The sequence below is a fragment of the Kytococcus aerolatus genome (assembly GCF_900187395.1).
Classification (GTDB): domain Bacteria; phylum Actinomycetota; class Actinomycetes; order Actinomycetales; family Dermatophilaceae; genus Kytococcus; species Kytococcus aerolatus.
Genome location: NZ_FYEZ01000001.1, coordinates 1407209 through 1424720 on the forward strand (window position 1 = coordinate 1407209; position 17512 = coordinate 1424720).

The 17512-nt window shown below is 72.5% G+C and carries 18 protein-coding genes; 9 read left to right on the top strand and 9 right to left on the bottom strand.

Going from position 1 to position 17512, the window contains the following annotated elements:
• Positions 1-2 precede the first annotated feature (2 nt).
• The 3 genes from CFT82_RS06575 to CFT82_RS06585 form a co-directional block, all read right to left on the bottom strand.
• Entirely contained in the window at positions 3-1214 is a 1212-nt protein-coding gene (locus CFT82_RS06575; RefSeq protein ID WP_088818173.1) for a glycosyltransferase, read from the bottom strand.
• Positions 1214-2326: a glycosyltransferase gene (locus CFT82_RS06580; RefSeq protein WP_159461877.1), complete on the bottom strand. Its 1113-nt coding sequence runs from the start codon at positions 2324-2326 to the stop codon at positions 1214-1216. Before CFT82_RS06580 ends, CFT82_RS06575 begins: the two co-directional genes overlap by 1 nt.
• Positions 2327-2498: 172 nt before the next feature.
• A complete protein-coding gene (locus tag CFT82_RS06585) occupies positions 2499-3596 on the bottom strand; it encodes an inositol-3-phosphate synthase (protein ID WP_088818175.1) in 1098 nt (365 codons plus the stop codon).
• 146 nt (positions 3597-3742) lie between these two features.
• Between CFT82_RS06585 and CFT82_RS06590 the strand changes: the two genes are divergently transcribed.
• The 7 genes from CFT82_RS06590 (at position 3743) to CFT82_RS06620 (ending at position 10247) form a co-directional block, all read left to right on the top strand.
• A complete protein-coding gene (locus CFT82_RS06590; RefSeq protein ID WP_159461878.1) occupies positions 3743-5092 on the top strand; it encodes a glycosyltransferase 87 family protein in 1350 nt (449 codons plus the stop codon).
• Between the two features lie 191 nt (positions 5093-5283).
• The gene (rpsF, locus tag CFT82_RS06595) at positions 5284-5571 is read left to right on the top strand and encodes a 30S ribosomal protein S6 (RefSeq protein WP_088818177.1); all 288 of its coding nucleotides are present in this window, start codon (positions 5284-5286) and stop codon (positions 5569-5571) included.
• Positions 5572-5705: 134 nt separating this feature from the next.
• Positions 5706-6305: a single-stranded DNA-binding protein gene (locus tag CFT82_RS06600; RefSeq protein ID WP_088818178.1), complete on the top strand. Its 600-nt coding sequence runs from the start codon at positions 5706-5708 to the stop codon at positions 6303-6305.
• Between the two features lie 134 nt (positions 6306-6439).
• Positions 6440-6685, top strand: coding sequence for a 30S ribosomal protein S18 (gene rpsR, locus CFT82_RS06605; protein WP_088818179.1), 246 nt, complete (start codon positions 6440-6442; stop codon positions 6683-6685).
• Between the two features lie 34 nt (positions 6686-6719).
• Positions 6720-7166: a 50S ribosomal protein L9 gene (gene rplI / locus CFT82_RS06610; RefSeq protein WP_088818180.1), complete on the top strand. Its 447-nt coding sequence runs from the start codon at positions 6720-6722 to the stop codon at positions 7164-7166.
• 106 nt (positions 7167-7272) lie between these two features.
• On the top strand, positions 7273-9393 hold the full coding sequence (locus tag CFT82_RS06615; protein WP_143469515.1) for a cytochrome c oxidase assembly protein: 2121 nt from the start codon (positions 7273-7275) through the stop codon (positions 9391-9393).
• Positions 9394-9410: 17 nt separating this feature from the next.
• Positions 9411-10247 carry a carbon-nitrogen family hydrolase gene (locus tag CFT82_RS06620; RefSeq protein ID WP_088818182.1) on the top strand — a complete coding sequence of 279 codons (837 nt, stop codon included), beginning with the start codon at positions 9411-9413 and terminating at the stop codon, positions 10245-10247.
• 115 nt (positions 10248-10362) lie between these two features.
• Here CFT82_RS06620 and CFT82_RS06625 read toward each other — a convergent pair whose 3' ends face one another.
• On the bottom strand, positions 10363-10995 hold the full coding sequence (locus CFT82_RS06625; RefSeq protein WP_088818183.1) for a hypothetical protein: 633 nt from the start codon (positions 10993-10995) through the stop codon (positions 10363-10365).
• A 91-nt stretch (positions 10996-11086) separates the two neighbouring features.
• Positions 11087-11746: a hypothetical protein gene (locus CFT82_RS06630; RefSeq protein WP_088818184.1), complete on the bottom strand. Its 660-nt coding sequence runs from the start codon at positions 11744-11746 to the stop codon at positions 11087-11089.
• A gap of 322 nt (positions 11747-12068) precedes the next feature.
• Here CFT82_RS06630 and bioB point away from each other — a divergent pair, with 322 nt between their 5' ends.
• Both bioB and bsaP read left to right on the top strand, forming a co-directional pair.
• On the top strand, positions 12069-13115 hold the full coding sequence (gene bioB / locus CFT82_RS06635) for a biotin synthase BioB (protein WP_088818376.1): 1047 nt from the start codon (positions 12069-12071) through the stop codon (positions 13113-13115).
• A 1-nt stretch (position 13116) separates the two neighbouring features.
• Positions 13117-13359 (top strand): biotin synthase auxiliary protein BsaP, encoded by a 243-nt coding sequence (bsaP, locus tag CFT82_RS12385; protein ID WP_088818185.1) that lies wholly within the window; start codon positions 13117-13119, stop codon positions 13357-13359.
• 40 nt (positions 13360-13399) lie between these two features.
• Here bsaP and CFT82_RS06645 read toward each other — a convergent pair whose 3' ends face one another.
• From CFT82_RS06645 to CFT82_RS06660, 4 genes are all read right to left on the bottom strand, one after another.
• Positions 13400-14887: a DUF222 domain-containing protein gene (locus CFT82_RS06645; protein WP_234994300.1), complete on the bottom strand. Its 1488-nt coding sequence runs from the start codon at positions 14885-14887 to the stop codon at positions 13400-13402.
• 152 nt (positions 14888-15039) lie between these two features.
• A complete protein-coding gene (locus CFT82_RS06650; protein WP_088818186.1) occupies positions 15040-15591 on the bottom strand; it encodes a hypothetical protein in 552 nt (183 codons plus the stop codon).
• On the bottom strand, positions 15588-16790 hold the full coding sequence (locus tag CFT82_RS11740) for a DUF7224 domain-containing protein (RefSeq protein ID WP_088818187.1): 1203 nt from the start codon (positions 16788-16790) through the stop codon (positions 15588-15590). Before CFT82_RS11740 ends, CFT82_RS06650 begins: the two co-directional genes overlap by 4 nt.
• Positions 16787-17500: an ABC transporter ATP-binding protein gene (locus CFT82_RS06660; RefSeq protein WP_088818188.1), complete on the bottom strand. Its 714-nt coding sequence runs from the start codon at positions 17498-17500 to the stop codon at positions 16787-16789. Before CFT82_RS06660 ends, CFT82_RS11740 begins: the two co-directional genes overlap by 4 nt.
• Between the last annotated feature and the right edge of the window lie 12 nt (positions 17501-17512).

Sequence of the window (17512 nt, forward strand, 5' to 3'; positions counted from 1 at the left end):
CGTCATTCCCCCTGGGTGGGGCCCTGCTCCTCGGTCTGGGACAGGCCGGGGGCGGGCGGGGCGTGGTCCTGCACGCCGGTCCCCGCCAGGCGGCGGTACACGGCGCGGTGCACTGCGCGGCTCGTCTCCACCTGATCGTCTCGTAGTCTGGCGAACTTCGCCGCTCGAGAAACCGATCGACCGGCCCTGGCGCGCGCCACCGCCTCGGTGAGCGGCCCGACGAGGTTCTCCGCCGTCGCCGGTGCGGGGTGCACGGTCGGGGCGTGGCCGGGCGGTCCCTGCTCGGCGAGGTGGCCGACGTCGGGCACCAGCGGCACGGCGCCGAGGTCGAGGCACTCCTCGAGCCAGCCGGAGTGCGTGCCCCAGCGGTGCGGCAGCACGGAGACGTCGAGCCCCCGGAGGTACGCGGTGAACGCCGGGCCGCCCAGCGGCTCGATCCAGCGCACGCTGACCGGGAGGGTGGGGTCGGCATCGACCCGCTCGAGCAGGGCCACGAGCTCGGCGTCGTACCGGCTCCAGTCCGGGTCACGCACCTCGCGGTGGACGAGCACCTCGACCCCCACCGGTCCCGCCGACTCGGGCAGGTGCGCGGCGGCCTGTGCCAGCGCCTCCACGAGCTCGCCGCGGGAGGCGTTGGCGCGCAGCGACTTCAGGTGCAGCCCGATGCGGATCTCCCGCTCCGGGGCGGGCGGGTGCACCGCATCGCCGATGTCCTGGGGCGAGGCCATGCGCGGGTGCGGGACCACCTCGGCCGCGTGGCCCGTGAGGCGTTCGACCTCGCGGGCGGCGCCGGGGGTGAGCGTGAGGACGGCGCCGGCCGCGCGGACGAGGGCGTCGAGGCGCTCGCGGTGGTCGGCGTGCTCGGCCTCGGTCTGCGCGTGGGGCAGGTCGAGGTCGTGGACGGTCACCACCAGCGGCAGCCCGAGGCGCTCCACCTCATCGAGCCACTCCCGGATCTGCGCGGGCGTCCGGTGCTCGAAGCCGAAGTGCACGTGCACCAGGTCGAGCTCCCCGCGGTGCGCGGTGAGCCAGCCCGGCTCCCAGGCCGGGCTCGGCCACCACTGGCCGGCCGGCGCACCGGGGACGGGCGGGTCCGGCAGCACGAGCACGCCCTCGTCCGGCCCGCCCACGGCGCCGATGGCGGTCCGCACGTAGGCGTGGTCGGCCGGGAGGCTGAGGATGCGGAGCTGCGGGTGCTGGCTGGGCGTCGCCATCAGGCCCCGGGCTCGTCGGTGCTGCGGGCCCGCTCGAGCAGCTGGCGGTAGCGCGCCTCGTAGTCGTCCACCACCCGCTCGAGGTCGAAGCGCTCCACCGCCTCCGCGCGCACGTCCGACCGATCCAGCTCGAGGCACTCGGCGTGCGCAGCGCGGATGTCACCGCGCCAGCCGGCAGGGTCGAGCCGGCGCCCGATGCCGGGGGAGACCACCTCGGTGAGCCCGCCGCGCGCCAGGGCGAGAACCGGGGTGCCCGTGCTCGCCGCCTCGGCGGCCACGAGGCCGAAGGGCTCGTCCCACTGCGGGGTCACGAGCGCCGCCCCGGCGCCGCCGACGAGCGCCGGCAGCTCGGAGCCGTCGAGGTGCCCGTGGTACTCCACGCCGGGCCCGCTGCTCGCCGCGATGGCGGGGCGCAGCACCTTCTCGAGGTACTCCTCGTCGCTCACCGGGCCAGCGAGGTGCAGGGGCAGGCCCAGATCGGCGGCGATCTCCACGGCCACGTGCGGCCCCTTCTCGGGGACGATCCGCCCGAACCAGACCAGTCCCTGACCGCCGGGTCCCTGCTCCCAGTGGTCGGTGTCGATGCCGTTGAGCACCACGTCCGCGTCGACGACCTCGGCCCAGTCGGCGGCGGTGGCGCCGCTCACGGCCACCACCTCGCCGGGGCGGGGCGGCGTCTCGCGCCAGGCCTCCTCCATCGGCTCCAGGAGCGGGGTGTGGAGGGTGGTGAGCAGCGGGCGGCCGAGGGTCCGGGCGAGCCGGGGCAGCGTCGGGTTGAGGCTGTTGTTGTGGACCACCTGCACGTCGGAGCGGCGGATCCACGCGGCGAGGGCCTCGAAGGTGGCACTGATGTCCGGGCGCGCCTCCTCCCAGGTCGCGTCGCGCCGGATGTGGCAGCCGAGGTCCTCCGGCGTCACGACGGTGACGCGCGGGCCGCAGTCCGTGCCCTCGGCGGCGAAGACGGTCACCTCGTGGCCGCGGTCGGCCAGGCGGGTGGCGAGGTTCCAGGTGATCGACTCCAGCCCCCCGGTGAAGGGCGGACGCAGCGGGAAGCGGCAGTGGCCCACCAGGAGGACGCGCAGCGGCGGGTGGCCGGGGTGGGCGGGCGGCACGTGGCTCCCTTCAGGAGGCTGGGGGTCGAGGGGGGAGGGGGGGCAGTGCCCGAGTCTGCGGTGGGGGGCCCACACCCGCAAGCCGAGCGGCGCCCCACCCCCAGGGGCGAGGCGCCGCATCGGCGTGGAGCCGGTCAGCCCGTCAGGTGGGCGGCCGGTCGCTGGGCGCGTCTCAGACGTCGGTGCCGGCAGCCGGGCGCTGCTCGCCCGCGATGAAGGCCTCGAGCTCGGCGCGGCCGACCTCGTCGTGCATCTGCACGGGCGGGGACTTCATGAGGTAGGCGCTGGCGGAGAGGATCGGGCCGCCGACGCCGCGGTCCTTGGCGATCTTCGCGGCGCGGATGGCGTCGATGATGATGCCGGCCGAGTTCGGGGAGTCCCAGACCTCCAGCTTGTACTCCAGGTTCATCGGGGCGTCACCGAAGGCGCGGCCCTCGAGGCGCACGTAGGCCCACTTCCGGTCGTCGAGCCACTGCACGTAGTCGGACGGGCCGATGTGCACGTCGCGGTCCTCGAACTGGTGCTCGACGTTCGACGTGACGGCCTGGGTCTTGGAGATCTTCTTGGACTCCAGGCGCTCACGCTCGAGCATGTTCTTGAAGTCCATGTTGCCGCCGACGTTCAGCTGGTAGGTGCGGTCCAGCTCCACGCCGCGGTCCTCGAAGAGCTTCGCCATCACGCGGTGGGTGATGGTGGCGCCCACCTGGGACTTGATGTCGTCCCCGACGATCGGCACGCCGGCCTCGGTGAACTTCTGGGCCCACTCCGGGTCGCTGGCGATGAAGACCGGAAGGGCGTTGACGAAGGCCACGCCGGCGTCGATCGCGCACTGGGCGTAGAACTTGTCCGCCTCCTCGGAGCCCACCGGCAGGTAGGACACGAGCACGTCGGCCTGCGTGTCCTTGAGCACCTGCACCACGTCCACCGGCTCGGCCGAGGACTCCTCGATCGTCTCGCGGTAGTACTTGCCCAGGCCGTCGAGGGTGGGACCGCGCTGCACCTCCACGCCCGAGGGGGGCAGGTCGGTGATCTTGATGGTGTTGTTCTGGCTGGAGCGCGTGGCCTCGGAGAGGTCCTTGCCCACCTTGTCGGCGTCGACGTCGAAGGCGGCGACGAACTCGACGTCACCGACGTGGTAGCCGCCGAGCTCGACGTGCATGAGCCCGGGGACGGTGCTGTCCGCGGGAACGTCCTGGTAGTACTCGACGCCCTCGATGAGCGAGGTGGCGCAGTTTCCGACGCCAGCGATGGCGACACGCACGGTGGACATGGTTCTCCTTGGGTCGTGGAACGAACGTGGCAACGTCTGGGGTGGGCAGGATGTTCCACGCGTCGGTCGATTCTAGGTCTCGGGTGGCCTCTACCCTGTCGGCGGGCGAGGACGCGCGAGACCGAGGCGGCTGGACGGGAGTTCCGATGACGAGGGTGCGACGCACGGCAAAGGGCCCGGTCGGTGGCGCCGGCAGGGTGCGGCCGGTCCGGCGCAGTGCCACCGGGGGCTGGGAGGCCGGGCCGGCCTGGCGCGAGGACCCGGTCGCCCGCCTGGCGCTCGGCCTCGTCGGGGGTGTCCCCGGTGACCACGCCCGCCCCCGCCCCCGGGGCCGCTTCTTCCCCGCCGCCGTGCTCATGGTGGCCGCCGCCCTCCCCCTCGTGCTGGGCGTCCTCCAGAAGAACAACTGCCTGACCCACGGGTGGCGCAGCCCGGAGCTCATCTGGCGGATGTGCTACTCGGACACGGTGGTCCGGTGGACCAGCAGCGGCCTCTCGGCCGGACAGGTGCCCTGGGGCGGTGCGGGTGCACCGATGGACGTCCCGATCGCCCGCGGCACCCTGCTGTGGCTGCTCGGCCTGCCGGTCGCGCCGCTGGGGCCGACCGTGGAGGGGCAGGCCTACTTCGCGCTCTGGGCGGTCGTGCTCGTGCTGGCACTGGCCGCCGCCGTGGCTGCGGTCGTGGAGTGGGCGGAACTGGACGACGGGGACCCGTGGGCGGCCGCGCACCTGGCGCTCTCCCCGCTCCTCGTGCCGCTCTTCTTCGTCTCCGATCTCTACCTCTGGCTCGCGCTGGCTCTCTGGGGGTGCGTGCTGTGGCGGCGGGAGGGGCCGGTCGCGGGTGCCCTGGCGGGGGTGCTGTGGGGGGTGGCCGTGCTGGCGGTGCCGGTACTCGTCCTGCTGCCCGTGGTCTGCCTGGTGGCCCGGCCCCGGGGGCCGGTGCTGGCCGGGGCGCTGGTGGCCACCCTGGTCCTGGTCCTGCCCTGGGTGGTGGTCGACCCGCGGAGCCTGGACGGCCTCGACGTGTGGAACGCCGCCCCGGGGCAGGGTGGCCTGTGGAGCGTGCTGGCCGGGGCGGAGCTGGGGCAGCCGCAGTGGGCGGTCACCGCGCTCAGCCTGGGCGGCGTGCTGGCGGGGGTGGTCCTCGGGGTGGTCCTGGCCCGGCGGGCCGCGGGCGGCCGGCAGCTCGCCGCGGCGCTGGGGGCGGGGCTCCTCGTGGCGGCGGCCTGTCAGCCGGAGCTGCCCACCGAATGGGGTCTGCTGGCCGTGCCCTTCCTCGCGATGGCGGGACTGCGCTGGTGGGTGCACCTCACCTGGGCGGTCTTCGAGACCTTCCACTTCCTGTGCGTCTGGATGCGGCTGGGGGAGGCCTCGAACGACCGGATGGGGATGCCGCCCGACGGGTACGCGGCCGTGGTGGCGGTGCGGCTGGCGGTGTGGGTGCTGCTCGTGCTGCTGCTCGTCCACCGGGCCACCGAGCGGCGCGGACTCCGGTAGACTCCACAAGTTGCCGTGCGCCCACGTGCGGATCTCTGCTCCTCCACCGCCCCCACCCGTGGGGTGGACGAGGGTGGTGGGGACGCACCCATGATGGGGATCGCTCCGTCAGGGAGGGCGCGCAGCGACGAAGTGACCCTCCTGCCACGGAGAGACCGTGGCCGCTGAGACCGAAGGAGGTGGGTTCACGCATGCGTCAGTACGAGCTGATGATGATCATCGACCCGGAGACCGACGAGCGCACGCTGCCCGCGCTGGTGGAGAAGCTCCTCGCCGTCGTCCCCGCCCAGGGTGGTTCCGTCGACGGGACCGACATCTGGGGCCGTCGTCGCCTGGCCTACGACATCAACAAGAAGTCCGAGGGCCTCTACGTGGTCAACACCCTGACCATGGACACGGACACCAGCAAGGAGCTCGACCGCCAGCTCGGACTCAACGAGTCCGTGATGCGCTTCAAGATCCAGCGTCCGACCGTCTGATCCCCTCCCGGCCCGCCCGGGCCGCAGGACAGCCGATCACCCCTGCAGCCGAGTCCTCGTGGATCCCGCTGCAGGAGATCACGACTGAAGATCACCGCTCGAGAAACACCGTCTGATCCCGAAGGAGGCCGGTCATGGCCGGCGAGACCGTCATCACCATCATCGGAAACCTCACTGCCGACCCCGAGCTGCGCTTCACGCCCAGCGGGGCGGCCGTGGCCAACCTGACCATCGCCTCCACCCCCCGCACGTTCGACCGTCAGGCCGGCGAGTGGAAGGACGGCGAGACCCTCTTCATGCGCTGCTCCATCTGGCGCGAGGCCGCGGAGAACGTGGCCGAGTCGCTCAAGAAGGGCATGCGCGTGGTGGCCCAGGGCCGCCTGAAGCAGCGCTCGTTCGAGCAGGACGGCCAGCGCCGCACGGTGGTGGAGATGGACATCGACGAGATCGGTCCCTCCCTCCGCTACGCCACGGCCAGCGTCACCAAGACCCAGCGGTCCGGTGGCGGCGGCAACTTCGGCGGCGGTGCTGCTGGGGCTGCGGGCGGGAACGCCGGCGGCTTCAACGGTGGCCAGCAGGGCGGCTGGGACTCCCAGCCCGCTGGCGGCCAGAGCGTCGACCCGTGGGCCACCGGTGGCCCGCAGGGTGGCCAGGCAGCCCCGCAGGGCGGTCAGGCCGCGCCGCAGGGTGGTGGCTGGGACGCAGGCCCCAGCTACGACGAGCCCCCGTTCTGATCCGGTACCGCCGGGTCGACAGCACCTGATCCTCAGTCGCACCCATCCCGAGCGGTCGGCCCCGCCGCTCGCTCGGGCTCTCAATCACCGGTGACCCCGCGAGGTCACCACCCCTTTCGAAGGAGAGCACCACGATGGCCAAGTCCGTTGTGCGCAACACCAAGCCCGTCAAGAAGAAGGCGAACCCGCTCAAGGCCGCCAAGGTCGAGAAGATCGACTACAAGGACACCGCCCTGCTGCGGAAGTTCATCTCGGACCGCGGCAAGATCCGCGCCCGTCGCGTCACCGGCGTCTCCGTCCAGGAGCAGCGCCTCATCGCGAAGGCCGTGAAGAACGCCCGCGAGATGGCCCTCCTGCCGTACTCCGGCTCCGGCCGCTGACCACCAGTCCCCAGAGCCCAGAGGAGGAACAGCCATGAAGATCATCCTGACCCACGAGGTGAGCAAGCTCGGCGAGCCCGGTGACGTCGTCGACGTCCGGGACGGCTACGCCCGCAACTACCTGCTGCCCCGCAAGCTGGCCACGCCGTGGACCAAGGGCGGCGAGAAGCAGGTCGAGTCCATCCGCGCCGCTCGCGAGAACCGCGCGGTCAAGTCCCTCGAGGAGGCCCAGGAGCAGAAGGCCCAGCTCGAGGGTCGTGCGATCAAGGTCAAGGCGAACACCACCGCCGACGGTCGCCTGTTCGGTGCCGTGAGCTCCACCGAGATCGTCGAGGCCATCGTGGCCGCCGGCGGTCCGGAGGTCGACAAGCGTCGTGTCGAGACCGCGGGTGCCATCAAGACCCTCGGCGACCACGCCGCCACGGTGCGCCTGCACCCCGAGGTGCTGGCCGAGCTGAAGCTCCAGGTCGTCCAGGCCTGACCCGCTCCACCGTCACGAAGGGCTCGACTCCCCCGGGGGTCGGGCCCTTCGTCGTCCGGGGCCCGGACGCCTCGCATCCCCCAACTACTACCCTGTGTCGGTGACCATGAGCAGCAGCACGTCCGCCCCCCAGCCCCCGACGAGGTCCACCCCGGGTGACCCGCCGCGCCCCGAGCCGGCCCCCGGGTCGTCGTCCTGGCCGCTGGTGGTGCTCTGGGCCCTCGGCACGGCGCTGGTGGCGGTGGTGGCCGCCTACCTGAGCGGGGCGACGCGCCAGCTGCTCCTCGTCGACGCGGGCCCCGTCGTGCGCTGGGCCCTGCCGGTGGTGCGCGGTCTCCTCGTGGCGAGCACGGCGGTCACGCTGGGCGCCCTGGGCACGGCGGCCTTCGTGGTGCCCGAGCGGCGGAACACCGCTCGGCTGCCCCTGCTGCGCCGGGTGGCCCTCGGGGCCGCCGTGGTGTGGGCGGTCATGGCCTGGGCGCTGTCCATCCTCACCTTCTCCGAGGTGCTGGGCACCAGCCTCACGGCCCCCGACTTCTGGACGCAGTACTTCGCCTTCTGGTGGGAGCTCGACCTGCTGGCGCAGATCCAGCTCGCCGGCCTGGTCGCCGCCGTCGTGGCGGTGGTCGTGGCCCGGAGCCGGGAGCGCTCCGGCCTGCACTGGGCCTTCTGGATCGCGGTGATCGCGACCCTGCCGCTGGCCTTCACCGGGCACTCCGGCGGCACGCTGGACCACAGTGCCGCGGTGAACGGCTACGGCGCGCACCTCATCGCCGTGAGCGTGTGGACCGGTGGGCTGGTCGGCCTCACCCTGCTGTGGCGAGGGCTGGGGGAGGACCGGGCCGTCGCGGTGGCCCGTTACTCCACGGTGGCCCTGTGGGCCTACGTGGTGGCCGGCCTGAGCGGTGTGCTCAACGCCAGCCTCCGGGTCGAGATGGGTGACCTGCTGGGCACCTCCTACGGCCAGCTGCTGGTGGCCAAGACGCTGCTCCTGATGGTCCTGGGCGGGTTCGGTGTGGCGCACCGGCGCAGCGTCGTCGAGCGCCTGCGGCAGGACCCGGGGGCCCGCACGTCCTTCACCCGGCTGGCCGGTGTCGAGCTGGCGATCATGGCGCTGGCCGCTGGACTGGGCTCGGCCCTGGCCCGCACCCCCACGCCGGTGCCGGAGATCAGCGGTGAGGCCATCGGCGACCCGGCGGTGGCCCTGACCGGCTACCCGACGCCGACCGAGCTCACCTGGATGCGCTGGGTGACCGCCTGGGAGATCGAGTGGCTGTTCACCACCGTGGCCGTGGTGGCCGTGGCCCTCTACGCGGTCGGCTGGTGGCGGCTGAAGCGCCGCGGTGACAGCTGGCCGTGGCAGCGCCTCCCGCTGTGGATCCTCGGCTGGGCGGTCTTCCTCTACATCGTCGACGGTGCCCCCACCGTGTACGGCCGGGTGATGTTCTCGGCCCACATGGTCATGCACATGTCGCTCATGATGGCGATCCCGCTGCTGCTCGTCCCGGCCGCGCCGATCACGCTGGCGCTGCGCACCCTGCCGGCGCGCAAGGACCGCACCATCGGTCCCCGCGAGTGGATCCTGGGGCTGGTGCACTCCAAGTACGCGCAGACCATCGGCCACCCCGTCATCGCCGGGCTGCTCTTCTTCTTCTCGCTGGTGATCTTCTACTGGTCGCCGCTGCTGGAGCTGGCGCTCACCACCCACGGCGGGCACGTGCTCATGGTCGTGCACTTCCTGGGGGTCGGGTACCTGTTCGTCTGGTCGCTCGTGGGCCCGGACCCCGGTGGCGTGGACTGGCCGGCCCCGCTCCGGCTGCTCGTGCTCATCGCCACGCTGGCCGGCCACGCCTTCTTCGGGGTGGCGATGATGATGGGCACCTACCTGCTGGCGCCGGACTTCTTCACCTCCCTCAACCTCCCGTGGGTCACCGACCTGGTGGCTGACCAGCAGCTGGGTGGCGGGATCGCGTGGGGCATCGGCGAGCTGCCGACGGTCATCCTGGCGATCCTCGTGGGGCTGGAGTGGGCCAACACCGACGAGCGGGAGAGCCGCCGCTACGACCGGAAGGCCGTCCGCGACCACGACGCCGAGCTCTCCGCGTACAACGAGCGGCTGGCGGCCATGGGGGCTGCCGACGCGGGGCAGGAGAGCACGCCGCAGGTCGCGCCGGAGGCCGCGGGTGAGTCCCGGCGGGGCACCGGCCAGGAGGCCGAGGCACGCTGAGTCGGTAGCCTCACGGCATGGCCGAGTTCACCGTCAGTGTCATTCAGGTCTCCTACGGCGACGAGGAGGCGATGGCCGACCGCATCGAGCGGGTGGCCGGGCTGGTCCGCGCCGAGGCGGGCCGTGATCTCGTCGTGCTGCCCGAGCTGTGGCCGGTCGGCGGGTTCGACGTGGCGCACTGGGAGGAGCGCGCCCAGGAGATCCCCGGGCCGGGACCCGTGGAGGCGACCGGGCTGCCGGAGCGGCGCTGGGTCGAGGCGATGTCCGCCGCCGCCCGGGAGGCGGGGGTGACCCTGCACGCCGGGTCCACCGTGGAGCGCACCGCCGAGCCGGGGCCCGAGGGCAAGGACCTGTGGAACACCTCGGTGGTGCTCGCGCCCACCGGGGACGTCCAGGCGGTCTATCGCAAGATCCACCGCTTCGGCTTCGACTCCGGGGAGGCCCGCACGATCGAGGCCGGGTCGGAGCTGGTGACCACGCCGTTGGGCCCGTTCACCGCGCACCTCACGACCTGCTTCGACCTGCGCTTCCCGGAGCTCTTCCGCTCCGGCCTCGATGCGGGGGCGGACCTGCTCGTCCTGCCCGCCGCCTGGCCGCTGCCGCGGGTGGAGCACTGGCGGACGCTGCTGCGGGCCCGCGCGATCGAGAACCAGTACCCGTTGATCGGCTGCAACACCGCCGGGACCCACGCCAAGCGGCACGAGATGGGCGGCGGGAGCCTGGTCCTCGACGCCAACGGGGACGTGCTGGCCGAGGCCGGGCCCGACCAGGAGGTGCTCCGGGTGAGCCTCGACCCCGAGCACACCGCCCGCCAGCGCGAGAAGTTCCCGGTGCTGGCCTCGCGGCGGTGGTGAGGCGAGCCGTCGTGCCTCGGCGGGCGTGAGAGGGGGATGAGGCGAGCCGTCACACCTGGGGTGGCGTGACGGCTCGTCGGGGGCGTGGGGCGGGTTCGCCCGGGAGGCGGCTCGGTCAGCCGGCGTCCTCGACCTTCTCGGCCTGCTTCTCGACGACCTCGCCGAGCTCGTCCTCGGAGATGTTGCCGACGACGTAGACGAGGTTCTCGCCCACGGCCTGGCCGCCCATGCGGATCTCGTTCTTCTGGCCACCGAGCTCGCTGGTCATGACCATGCCCTCGACCTCACCCGTGGTGAACTCCTCGAAGGAGATCGTCATCTCGGTGCCGCCGGCGTCCTGGGTGATCTCGTCGCACTCCTCACCGACCTTCTTGGTGAGCTCGGCGAGGTGGGCGGGCTCCTTCTTGGCGCCGCCGACCTGGACGGAGACGTTCTTGTCCTCCGTGGTGAAGACACCGGTGGCCTGACCGGTCAGGTAGTCCTCGTACTTCACCGAGGCGAACTCCTCGAGAGCCTTCTTGCAGCCCTTGTCGGTGTCCGGGAGGGAGGCGGGGTCGAAGTCCTCGGTGGGCTCCAGGCCGGTCTGGACGTCCTGGCGGGTGAAGCCGTCGAGGGGCAGCTCCTCCTCCGTGAGGATGGCCTCCTCGGCGGCCTTCTCGTCGAGGGCCTCGGGCCCGCCACCGCAGGCGGCGAGGGTGGTGGTCATCGTCAGGGCAGCGGCGACGGCCGCGAGTCGGGAGGTGCGCATGACCCCGAGTCTCGCAGACCCCGGCCGGGGCCGGAGGTCTGCGGTGGGTGGGCGCCGAGCGGCGGCTCCGGAGGTTCCGTCAGCCGGTGGATCAGCGGTCCTCGATCTTCTTGGCCTGCTCCTCGGCCACCTTCGTGACGTCCTCCTTGGAGACGCCGTTGCCGACCACCGCGACGACGTTGTCGCCGACCTCGCGGGCGCCCATGGTGACGTCGAACTTCTGCCCCATGGCATCCATGGACATGAGGGTGCCTCGGAAGTCGTTCTCGTCGATCTCCTCGAAGTCCAGCTTGAGCGTCATGCCGCCCTCGCTGGTCTCCATGCTGTCGCAGCTCTTGCCCAGCTTGGTCATCATGTCGACGAGCTTGTCGCCGTCCTCGGCGCTCCCGATGACGAGATTGGCGGCGGTGTCGTCCTTCGTGTACTCGGCCGAGGCGCCCTCCTGGAGGATGTCGCTGGCCTTGAACTCGGCCATCTCGTCCAGGGCCTTCTCGCAGTCGCCGTCGACCTCGCCGAACATCTGCAGGGCGGACTTGAGCTCTGAGGTGTCCATGGTCTCGTCGTCGGCCACGCCACCCTCGACGGTGCCGCGCTTGAAGCCGTCCAGCGGGAAGTCCTCCTCGGAGAGGAGCGCCTCCTTGGCGTCCTCCTCCGTGAGCGGGTCGGCGCCGCCGCAGGCGGTCAGGGTGCCCACGGCCACGAGGCCGGAGGTGAGCAGGGCGATGGTGCGGGTGGTGCGGGTGCTGCGCATGGTCTCTTCCCCTCTGAGTGGACTGTCCTCCGCACGGTAGGCCGGGGTTGCGTGCGCGGCGATCCCCCCTTGGTCTGAAAGGAAAGGGGGTGGGGGAGTGCCGACCCCACCCCCGGGCCCCCCACCCCGGGCCCCGCCCCCAGGTCCCGCTCTCAGGTCCCGCCCCCTCAGATTCTCCACCCAAGCCGTCACCCGGACCCCCGAGGCTCCCCCTGGGCGCAGCGCTCCTCCCGCCGAGGGCACGACATGCCGTGGGTGTCGGTACGTGGGGCGCCTCGGACCGGATATCGACACGCGGGAGCGGTGCGTCATGCTCCGCGGCATGACTGACACCGCTGTGAACAGCTCGGCGACCGACGCCGACAACCACCTCGACACCGACATCCTCGCGGTCGCCCGCGAGCAGGTCCTCGAGCAGGGGATCGGCCTGGACGCCGACCAGGTGGAGCAGGTCCTCAACCTCCCGGACGAGCGGGTCGAGGAGCTGCTGGCCCTGGCCCACGAGGTGCGGGTGCGGCACAACGGGGAGGGGGTCGAGGTGGAGGGGATCGTCTCCCTGAAGACCGGTGGATGCCCGGAGGACTGCCACTTCTGCAGCCAGTCGGGTCAGTTCACCTCCCCGGTGCGTGCGGTGTGGCTGAACATCCAGGAGCTCATCAAGGCGGCGCAGGAGACCAAGGAGACGGGGGCCAGCGAGTTCTGCATCGTGGCGGCCGTCCGGGGCCCGGACGAGCGGCTCATGAGGCAGCTGCGGGAGGCCATCGCGGCGATCAAGGCCGAGGTGGACATCGAGATCGCCGTCTCGGTGGGCATGCTCACGCAGGAGCAGGTCGACGAGATGGTCGACATGGGGGTGCACCGGTACAACCACAACCTCGAGACGGCCCGTTCGTACTTCGACCAGGTGGTGACCACGCACACCTACGAGGAGCGCCTGGACACCTGCTCGATGGTCATCGAGTCCGGCATGGAGCTGTGCTGCGGCGCCCTGGTGGGCATGGGTGAGTCGGTGCGGCAGCGGGCCGAGCTGGCGGCCGAGCTGGGCGCCCTGGAGCCGCACGAGGTGCCGCTGAACTTCCTCAACCCCCGCCCCGGCACGCCCTTCGGCGAGCTCGAGCCGATGGGTTCCCAGGACGCGCTGCGCACCATCGCCGCCTTCCGGCTGGCTCTGCCGCGCACGATCCTGCGCTTCGCCGGTGGTCGGGAGATCGCCCTGGGCGAGCTCGGCACCCGGCAGGGGCTGACCGGGGGCATCAACGCGATCATCGTGGGCAACTACCTGACCACGCTGGGCCGGGACCCGCAGGAGGACCTGGACCTGCTCGCCGAGCTGAAGATGCCCATCCAGGCGCTCAGCAAGACCATCTGAGGTGACGGAGTCGGATCGCGGCCGCCCGGGCCCCGACGCGAACCCTGGCGCGGTCGAGCAGGACGCCCCGCAGTACTGCGGTCGGTGCGGCGGGGAGAGCCCCGGCGGCCACCCCACCTGCAAGCGATTCCTGGCGCTCGAGCCACCGCGGTACTGCGCCCACTGTCGACGGCGCATGGTGGTGCAGGTGACCCCGGGGGGCTGGACCGCCCGCTGCTCACGGCACGGTGAGATCACGAGCTGACCGGACACACCGTGCGCCCCCGTGTCGCTGCCCCGGGCAGTCATCGTCGCACCCTGGTGAAGTGCACGGTGGCCAGGCCGGTGTCGTCGCGGGTGGTCGTGTGCGACCACCGTGCGTCGTCGAGCTGGTGGTGGTGCCGTGAGCAGAGCGGGATCGCGTTCGCCAGGTCGGTCCGCCCGCCGGCAGCCCCTGTCGGTGGGCTCCCGCTCCCCGGTGGCGCTGCGGACTCCGGTGACGCCCCGAGTGGTGATGTCCCGTCCCGGGGTGGTGCCCCACGCCGTGGCGCCCAGGGTTGGTCGTGGTGGATCTCGCACCAGTCCAGCGGCCGGTCGCAGTACTCCGCGGCGCACTCGGTGTACCTCAGGGAGAGCGCGGTCCGCTGCACCTCGGTGAACGTCCGGGTCTGGCGCCCCAGGTCCAGCATCTGGCTCTGCGAACCCATCACCGCGGGGATCAGCCCGGCGGTGGCCGCCAGCCGTCGTACCTGGGCTGCGGAGACCTCGTCGCCGTGGTCCGTGAGGCCCACGCGGTCGGTCTGGCCGCGCAGCGTCTCGTAGTCGGTCGTGACGATGACGATTGCGTTGGTCTTCGTCGACAGGTGGTCGGTGGGCAGGTGGTCGATGAGCTCGGCGAACGCGAGGCCCTTCTCGTGGGCCCAGTCGATCTGCTGGTCGGCCCACGGCAGGGCACTCTCGTGCTGGTCGCGCTTCCGGGCGAGCCGCCGCGGGGCGGTCATCGCCGAGAGCACCTTGGCGAGCATGCGCCCCTGCAGCACCGGCAGGGTGAAGCGCCCGTGCACGGTCCCGTCGCCGTTGTCGGTCATCCAGAACGAGGCCTGGTCCCGGGCCCGCTGCTCCTGCTGGGCCACCTGGTCGTTCTGGTGGGCGTCCACGGCATCGACTGCGTAGCCGAGCTCGGCCAGGACGCGGCGGGCCGCCACCCGGAACCGCCGGGGCGAGAGCTTCTGCGCCTTCTCCACGAGGACCTGCTCGGCCCTCCATCGCTGAGCCTCGGGGAGCTCCTCCGGCAGCGCGTCCAGCTCCTGCAGGGCGATCCGGGCGTGGACGGAGTCCACGAGGCCGGCGTCCATCGCGGTGGCCAGGGGCCGCTGCACCGGGCCGGTGCGAGCCGGCTCCTCACCCGCTGGCGCCGGGGAGGGTCCCGGCGCCAGGTTGCCCAGTGCCTCGGCCAGGTGGGCGTCGCGCCGGGTGCTGCCGGCGTCCGCAGCGTTCTTCCGGGCGGCGAACTGCGCGGCGTCGTCATGGGTCACGCCCGATGCGTGCTGGGCGGCGGTGAGGACCCCGTGGGACCGGACCCGGACACGTTCACCCTGCCGGGCCAGCCGGGTTGCGGTCTGCGTCAGCCAGGTGAGCTCCGGCGTCCCGACCGGGAGGTCGGCGGCTCCGGCGGCGGCCATGGCCTGCATGACGCGGGCCATGGCCGCCCCGGCCTCGGTGAGGGCGGCCTCGAGCTCCACCCACTCGGGGCAGGAGCGGACACCTGCCTGCTCCGCAGCGATCACGGACACCCACACCACCCCCTCGATGGCGGTTCACCGGCCGAACCCCCTGTTCGACCACCTGCAGCCAGAGTAGTACAGGTGATCTACAAGGGCAAGGGGTGGCCTGGAACATGTGGACGAGCAGATGCGCGGGTGTCGCGTTCCACCCGGCTGCCCTCCTACCGGCTGCGCGGCACCACCAGGCTCACGAGCCCAGCCGCGAAGACCAGCCCCGAGACGCCCACCGCCAGCCACACCGGTGACTCCTGGTGGATCAGCGCGGCGGTGGGGCCGAACAGGTAGCGCGTCAGCCAGAGCCCCACCGACACGGCCGCCGCCACGGCCGCCGCCGCGCCCGGGCTCACCCAGCGCATCGCAAGCGCCGCCACACCGGCGGAGAAGGGCAGCTGCCACACCAGGAAGGCGCCGAAGGTCAGCCTGCCGGTCCCGCCCCAGGCGAACAGTGCCGCGGCAAGCGCGCCCGCGGAGAGGACGGTCGCTCCCGCGACGAGCAGGGCGTCCGCGTAGCGCACCGGCCTCACGGCGTACCTCTCCCGGGAGTCGTCCCGCCCGGTCAGCGACCAGGCAAGCACGGCCGGAAGGGCGACCGTGAGGACCTGCCACAGGTCGATCCGCCCGAGGGCGAGTGCCGCCACCAGCAGCCCGGGGATGCCGATCCCGCAGCAGATCGCCACGAGCGTCCCGCCACGCGCACGCCACCACTCGTTCATCGAGCGCACTCCTTCACCGCGGCGACCTCACGCTCGATGAATGCCACCTGTTCCGTGGTCGACGCACGGAGGACCTTGCTCACCTCCGGTGGCAGCGGGGTGCCGCTGCCGAGCGTCGATCGGGGCACCCCGGCCAGGCGGGCCAGCACCATGGAGGCGCCCGTCAGGTCGTGGTTCTGGCAGTACGCGGTCCCAGCCCTCTGGGCCAGGGTGGTGTACGCCGCGTTGGCGACGATCTGGTGGTCGCCGGCCCCCGTCATGTACCCGAGGCCGGGAATCTGCGGGTCCGTGGTGTAGTCGCTCATCGGGTCGGCCAGCAGCGGCGCGCCGGCAGCCTTCAGGTTCGCCTGCGCCCGGTGGAGGGCCTCGGCGGCACGGGGTGCCTCGTGCTCCCACTCCGGCCACAGGCACACCTCGGGGGAGGAACCGGTGCACACCGTCTCGTCGGGCCGCGGCTCGGCCAGCGCGTAGCTGTCCCGGTGGCTGCCGGTGGCTGCCAGCAGACTCCCGACGCCCAGGACGGCGAGGATCCCGAGGGTCAGGATCGCGGCCCGCCCCCGGTGCACGAGGCCTGCCCCGAGGGCGACGACCAGCAGCCCGCCGAGAACGACGGTGCTCACCAGGAGGGTCTCGGGGGCAGGGTTGAGGTCGATGCCGCAACAGCCCACCTGCGTGCCGGGGAGCTGGCGCAGCCAAGGCGGTTCGATGGCCGGGAGGTAGCTGTAGAAGAGGAAGAGCGCAGCGGCGGCCACCGGAACCGGCCACAACTGGCCACCACTGCCGATGACGGTGCCCACCGCGGACCAGGTGACGAGGGCGAGGCAGCCCAGGCCCAGCATCCAGAGGCTGAGCCCGGTGGGGAAGGGCGCCGGCCCGGTGGCGAAGGCCCAGCCCTGGAGGACGAGGTAGGCGCCCACCGCGATCACGGGGACGGGCCAGAGGAGGCGTGCCATGCCGGCCCACCACGAGCGCCCCACCGCGTGGTCGCGGACGTACCGGGACAGGCTCGCTGCTAGGACTGCCGCCGTGCCCAGCGTCAGCGGGGCCAGGATGCGGAGGGCGTGGTCCGTGTTGGCGACGGTGTCCGGGGGGTGGGGAAGGTCGGTTCTGATGCCGGAGGCGATGTACGCCCCGGCGGCCAGCAGCCCCAGCGCCACGAATGGCGCCCGGGTCCAGCGGAGGGCGGTCAGCGCTTTCATGCATGCTCCAGGACGGACTCGTAGGCGGCCTCGATGGTCGGGGTGCCGGTGTGCGCCAGCAGGCCCTCGAGGGATCCGTCGTAACGGAAGCGCCCTTCGTCCAGGATGCAGACGCGGTCGAAGAGGTCGCCGGCGTCGTGGGTCTCGTGCGTGCTCACCACGATGCTGGTCTCCCGGGGCAGGGCCGCGAGGGTTCGGCGGAAGCGCGCCCGGTGGGCCGGGTCGAGGCCGGCCGTGGGCTCGTCCAGGAAGAGGAGGCCGGTCCGCCGGACGAGCGCCTCGGCGAGCCCGAGGCGGCGGAGCTGCCCGCCGGAGAGCTCGGTGGCGCGGACGTCGGAGCGGTCGGCCAGCCCGGCCGACTCCAGGGCGCTCACGCTGCGCTGGCGGGAGGTGGGGCCGTCGAGCCCGGCGAGCCAGCCTGCGTAGGAGACCTGCTCGCGGCAGGTCAGCCGGGGCACCGGGGTGGCGTGCTGGGGCATGAGGGCGACGGCCTCCTGCAGCTGGCGGTGGCTCGCTGGATTCTCGTCCAGGGTGACGGAGCCGCCACGAGGGCGCAGGATGCCGGCGCACAGCTTCATGAGTGTGCTCTTGCCGGCGCCGTTCGGGCCCAGCAGCAGCGTGCGGGAGCCCTCGGGCACCGCCCACGAGAGGTCGGTGAAGACCTCCCGCCGGCGGTAACGGAAGGCCAGGTGGTCAACGGTCAGGTCCATGGCGTCCTTGCC

Excerpts from the sequence above, each read along its gene's own strand:
- rplI (WP_088818180.1), top strand. The coding sequence starts at position 6,720 with ATGAAGATCATCCTGACCCACGAGGTGAGCAAGCTCGGCGAGCCCGGT.
- CFT82_RS06590 (WP_159461878.1), top strand. The coding sequence starts at position 3,743 with ATGACGAGGGTGCGACGCACGGCAAAGGGCCCGGTCGGTGGCGCCGGC.
- CFT82_RS06600 (WP_088818178.1), top strand. The coding sequence starts at position 5,706 with ATGGCCGGCGAGACCGTCATCACCATCATCGGAAACCTCACTGCCGAC.
- CFT82_RS11740 (WP_088818187.1), bottom strand. The coding sequence starts at position 16,790 with ATGAAAGCGCTGACCGCCCTCCGCTGGACCCGGGCGCCATTCGTGGCG.
- rpsR (WP_088818179.1), top strand. The coding sequence starts at position 6,440 with ATGGCCAAGTCCGTTGTGCGCAACACCAAGCCCGTCAAGAAGAAGGCG.
- CFT82_RS06650 (WP_088818186.1), bottom strand. The coding sequence starts at position 15,591 with ATGAACGAGTGGTGGCGTGCGCGTGGCGGGACGCTCGTGGCGATCTGC.
- CFT82_RS06660 (WP_088818188.1), bottom strand. The coding sequence starts at position 17,500 with ATGGACCTGACCGTTGACCACCTGGCCTTCCGTTACCGCCGGCGGGAG.
- CFT82_RS06575 (WP_088818173.1), bottom strand. The coding sequence starts at position 1,214 with ATGGCGACGCCCAGCCAGCACCCGCAGCTCCGCATCCTCAGCCTCCCG.
- CFT82_RS06615 (WP_143469515.1), top strand. The coding sequence starts at position 7,273 with ATGAGCAGCAGCACGTCCGCCCCCCAGCCCCCGACGAGGTCCACCCCG.
- bioB (WP_088818376.1), top strand. The coding sequence starts at position 12,069 with ATGACTGACACCGCTGTGAACAGCTCGGCGACCGACGCCGACAACCAC.
- rpsF (WP_088818177.1), top strand. The coding sequence starts at position 5,284 with ATGCGTCAGTACGAGCTGATGATGATCATCGACCCGGAGACCGACGAG.
- CFT82_RS06630 (WP_088818184.1), bottom strand. The coding sequence starts at position 11,746 with ATGCGCAGCACCCGCACCACCCGCACCATCGCCCTGCTCACCTCCGGC.
- CFT82_RS06625 (WP_088818183.1), bottom strand. The coding sequence starts at position 10,995 with ATGCGCACCTCCCGACTCGCGGCCGTCGCCGCTGCCCTGACGATGACC.
- CFT82_RS06585 (WP_088818175.1), bottom strand. The coding sequence starts at position 3,596 with ATGTCCACCGTGCGTGTCGCCATCGCTGGCGTCGGAAACTGCGCCACC.
- CFT82_RS06620 (WP_088818182.1), top strand. The coding sequence starts at position 9,411 with ATGGCCGAGTTCACCGTCAGTGTCATTCAGGTCTCCTACGGCGACGAG.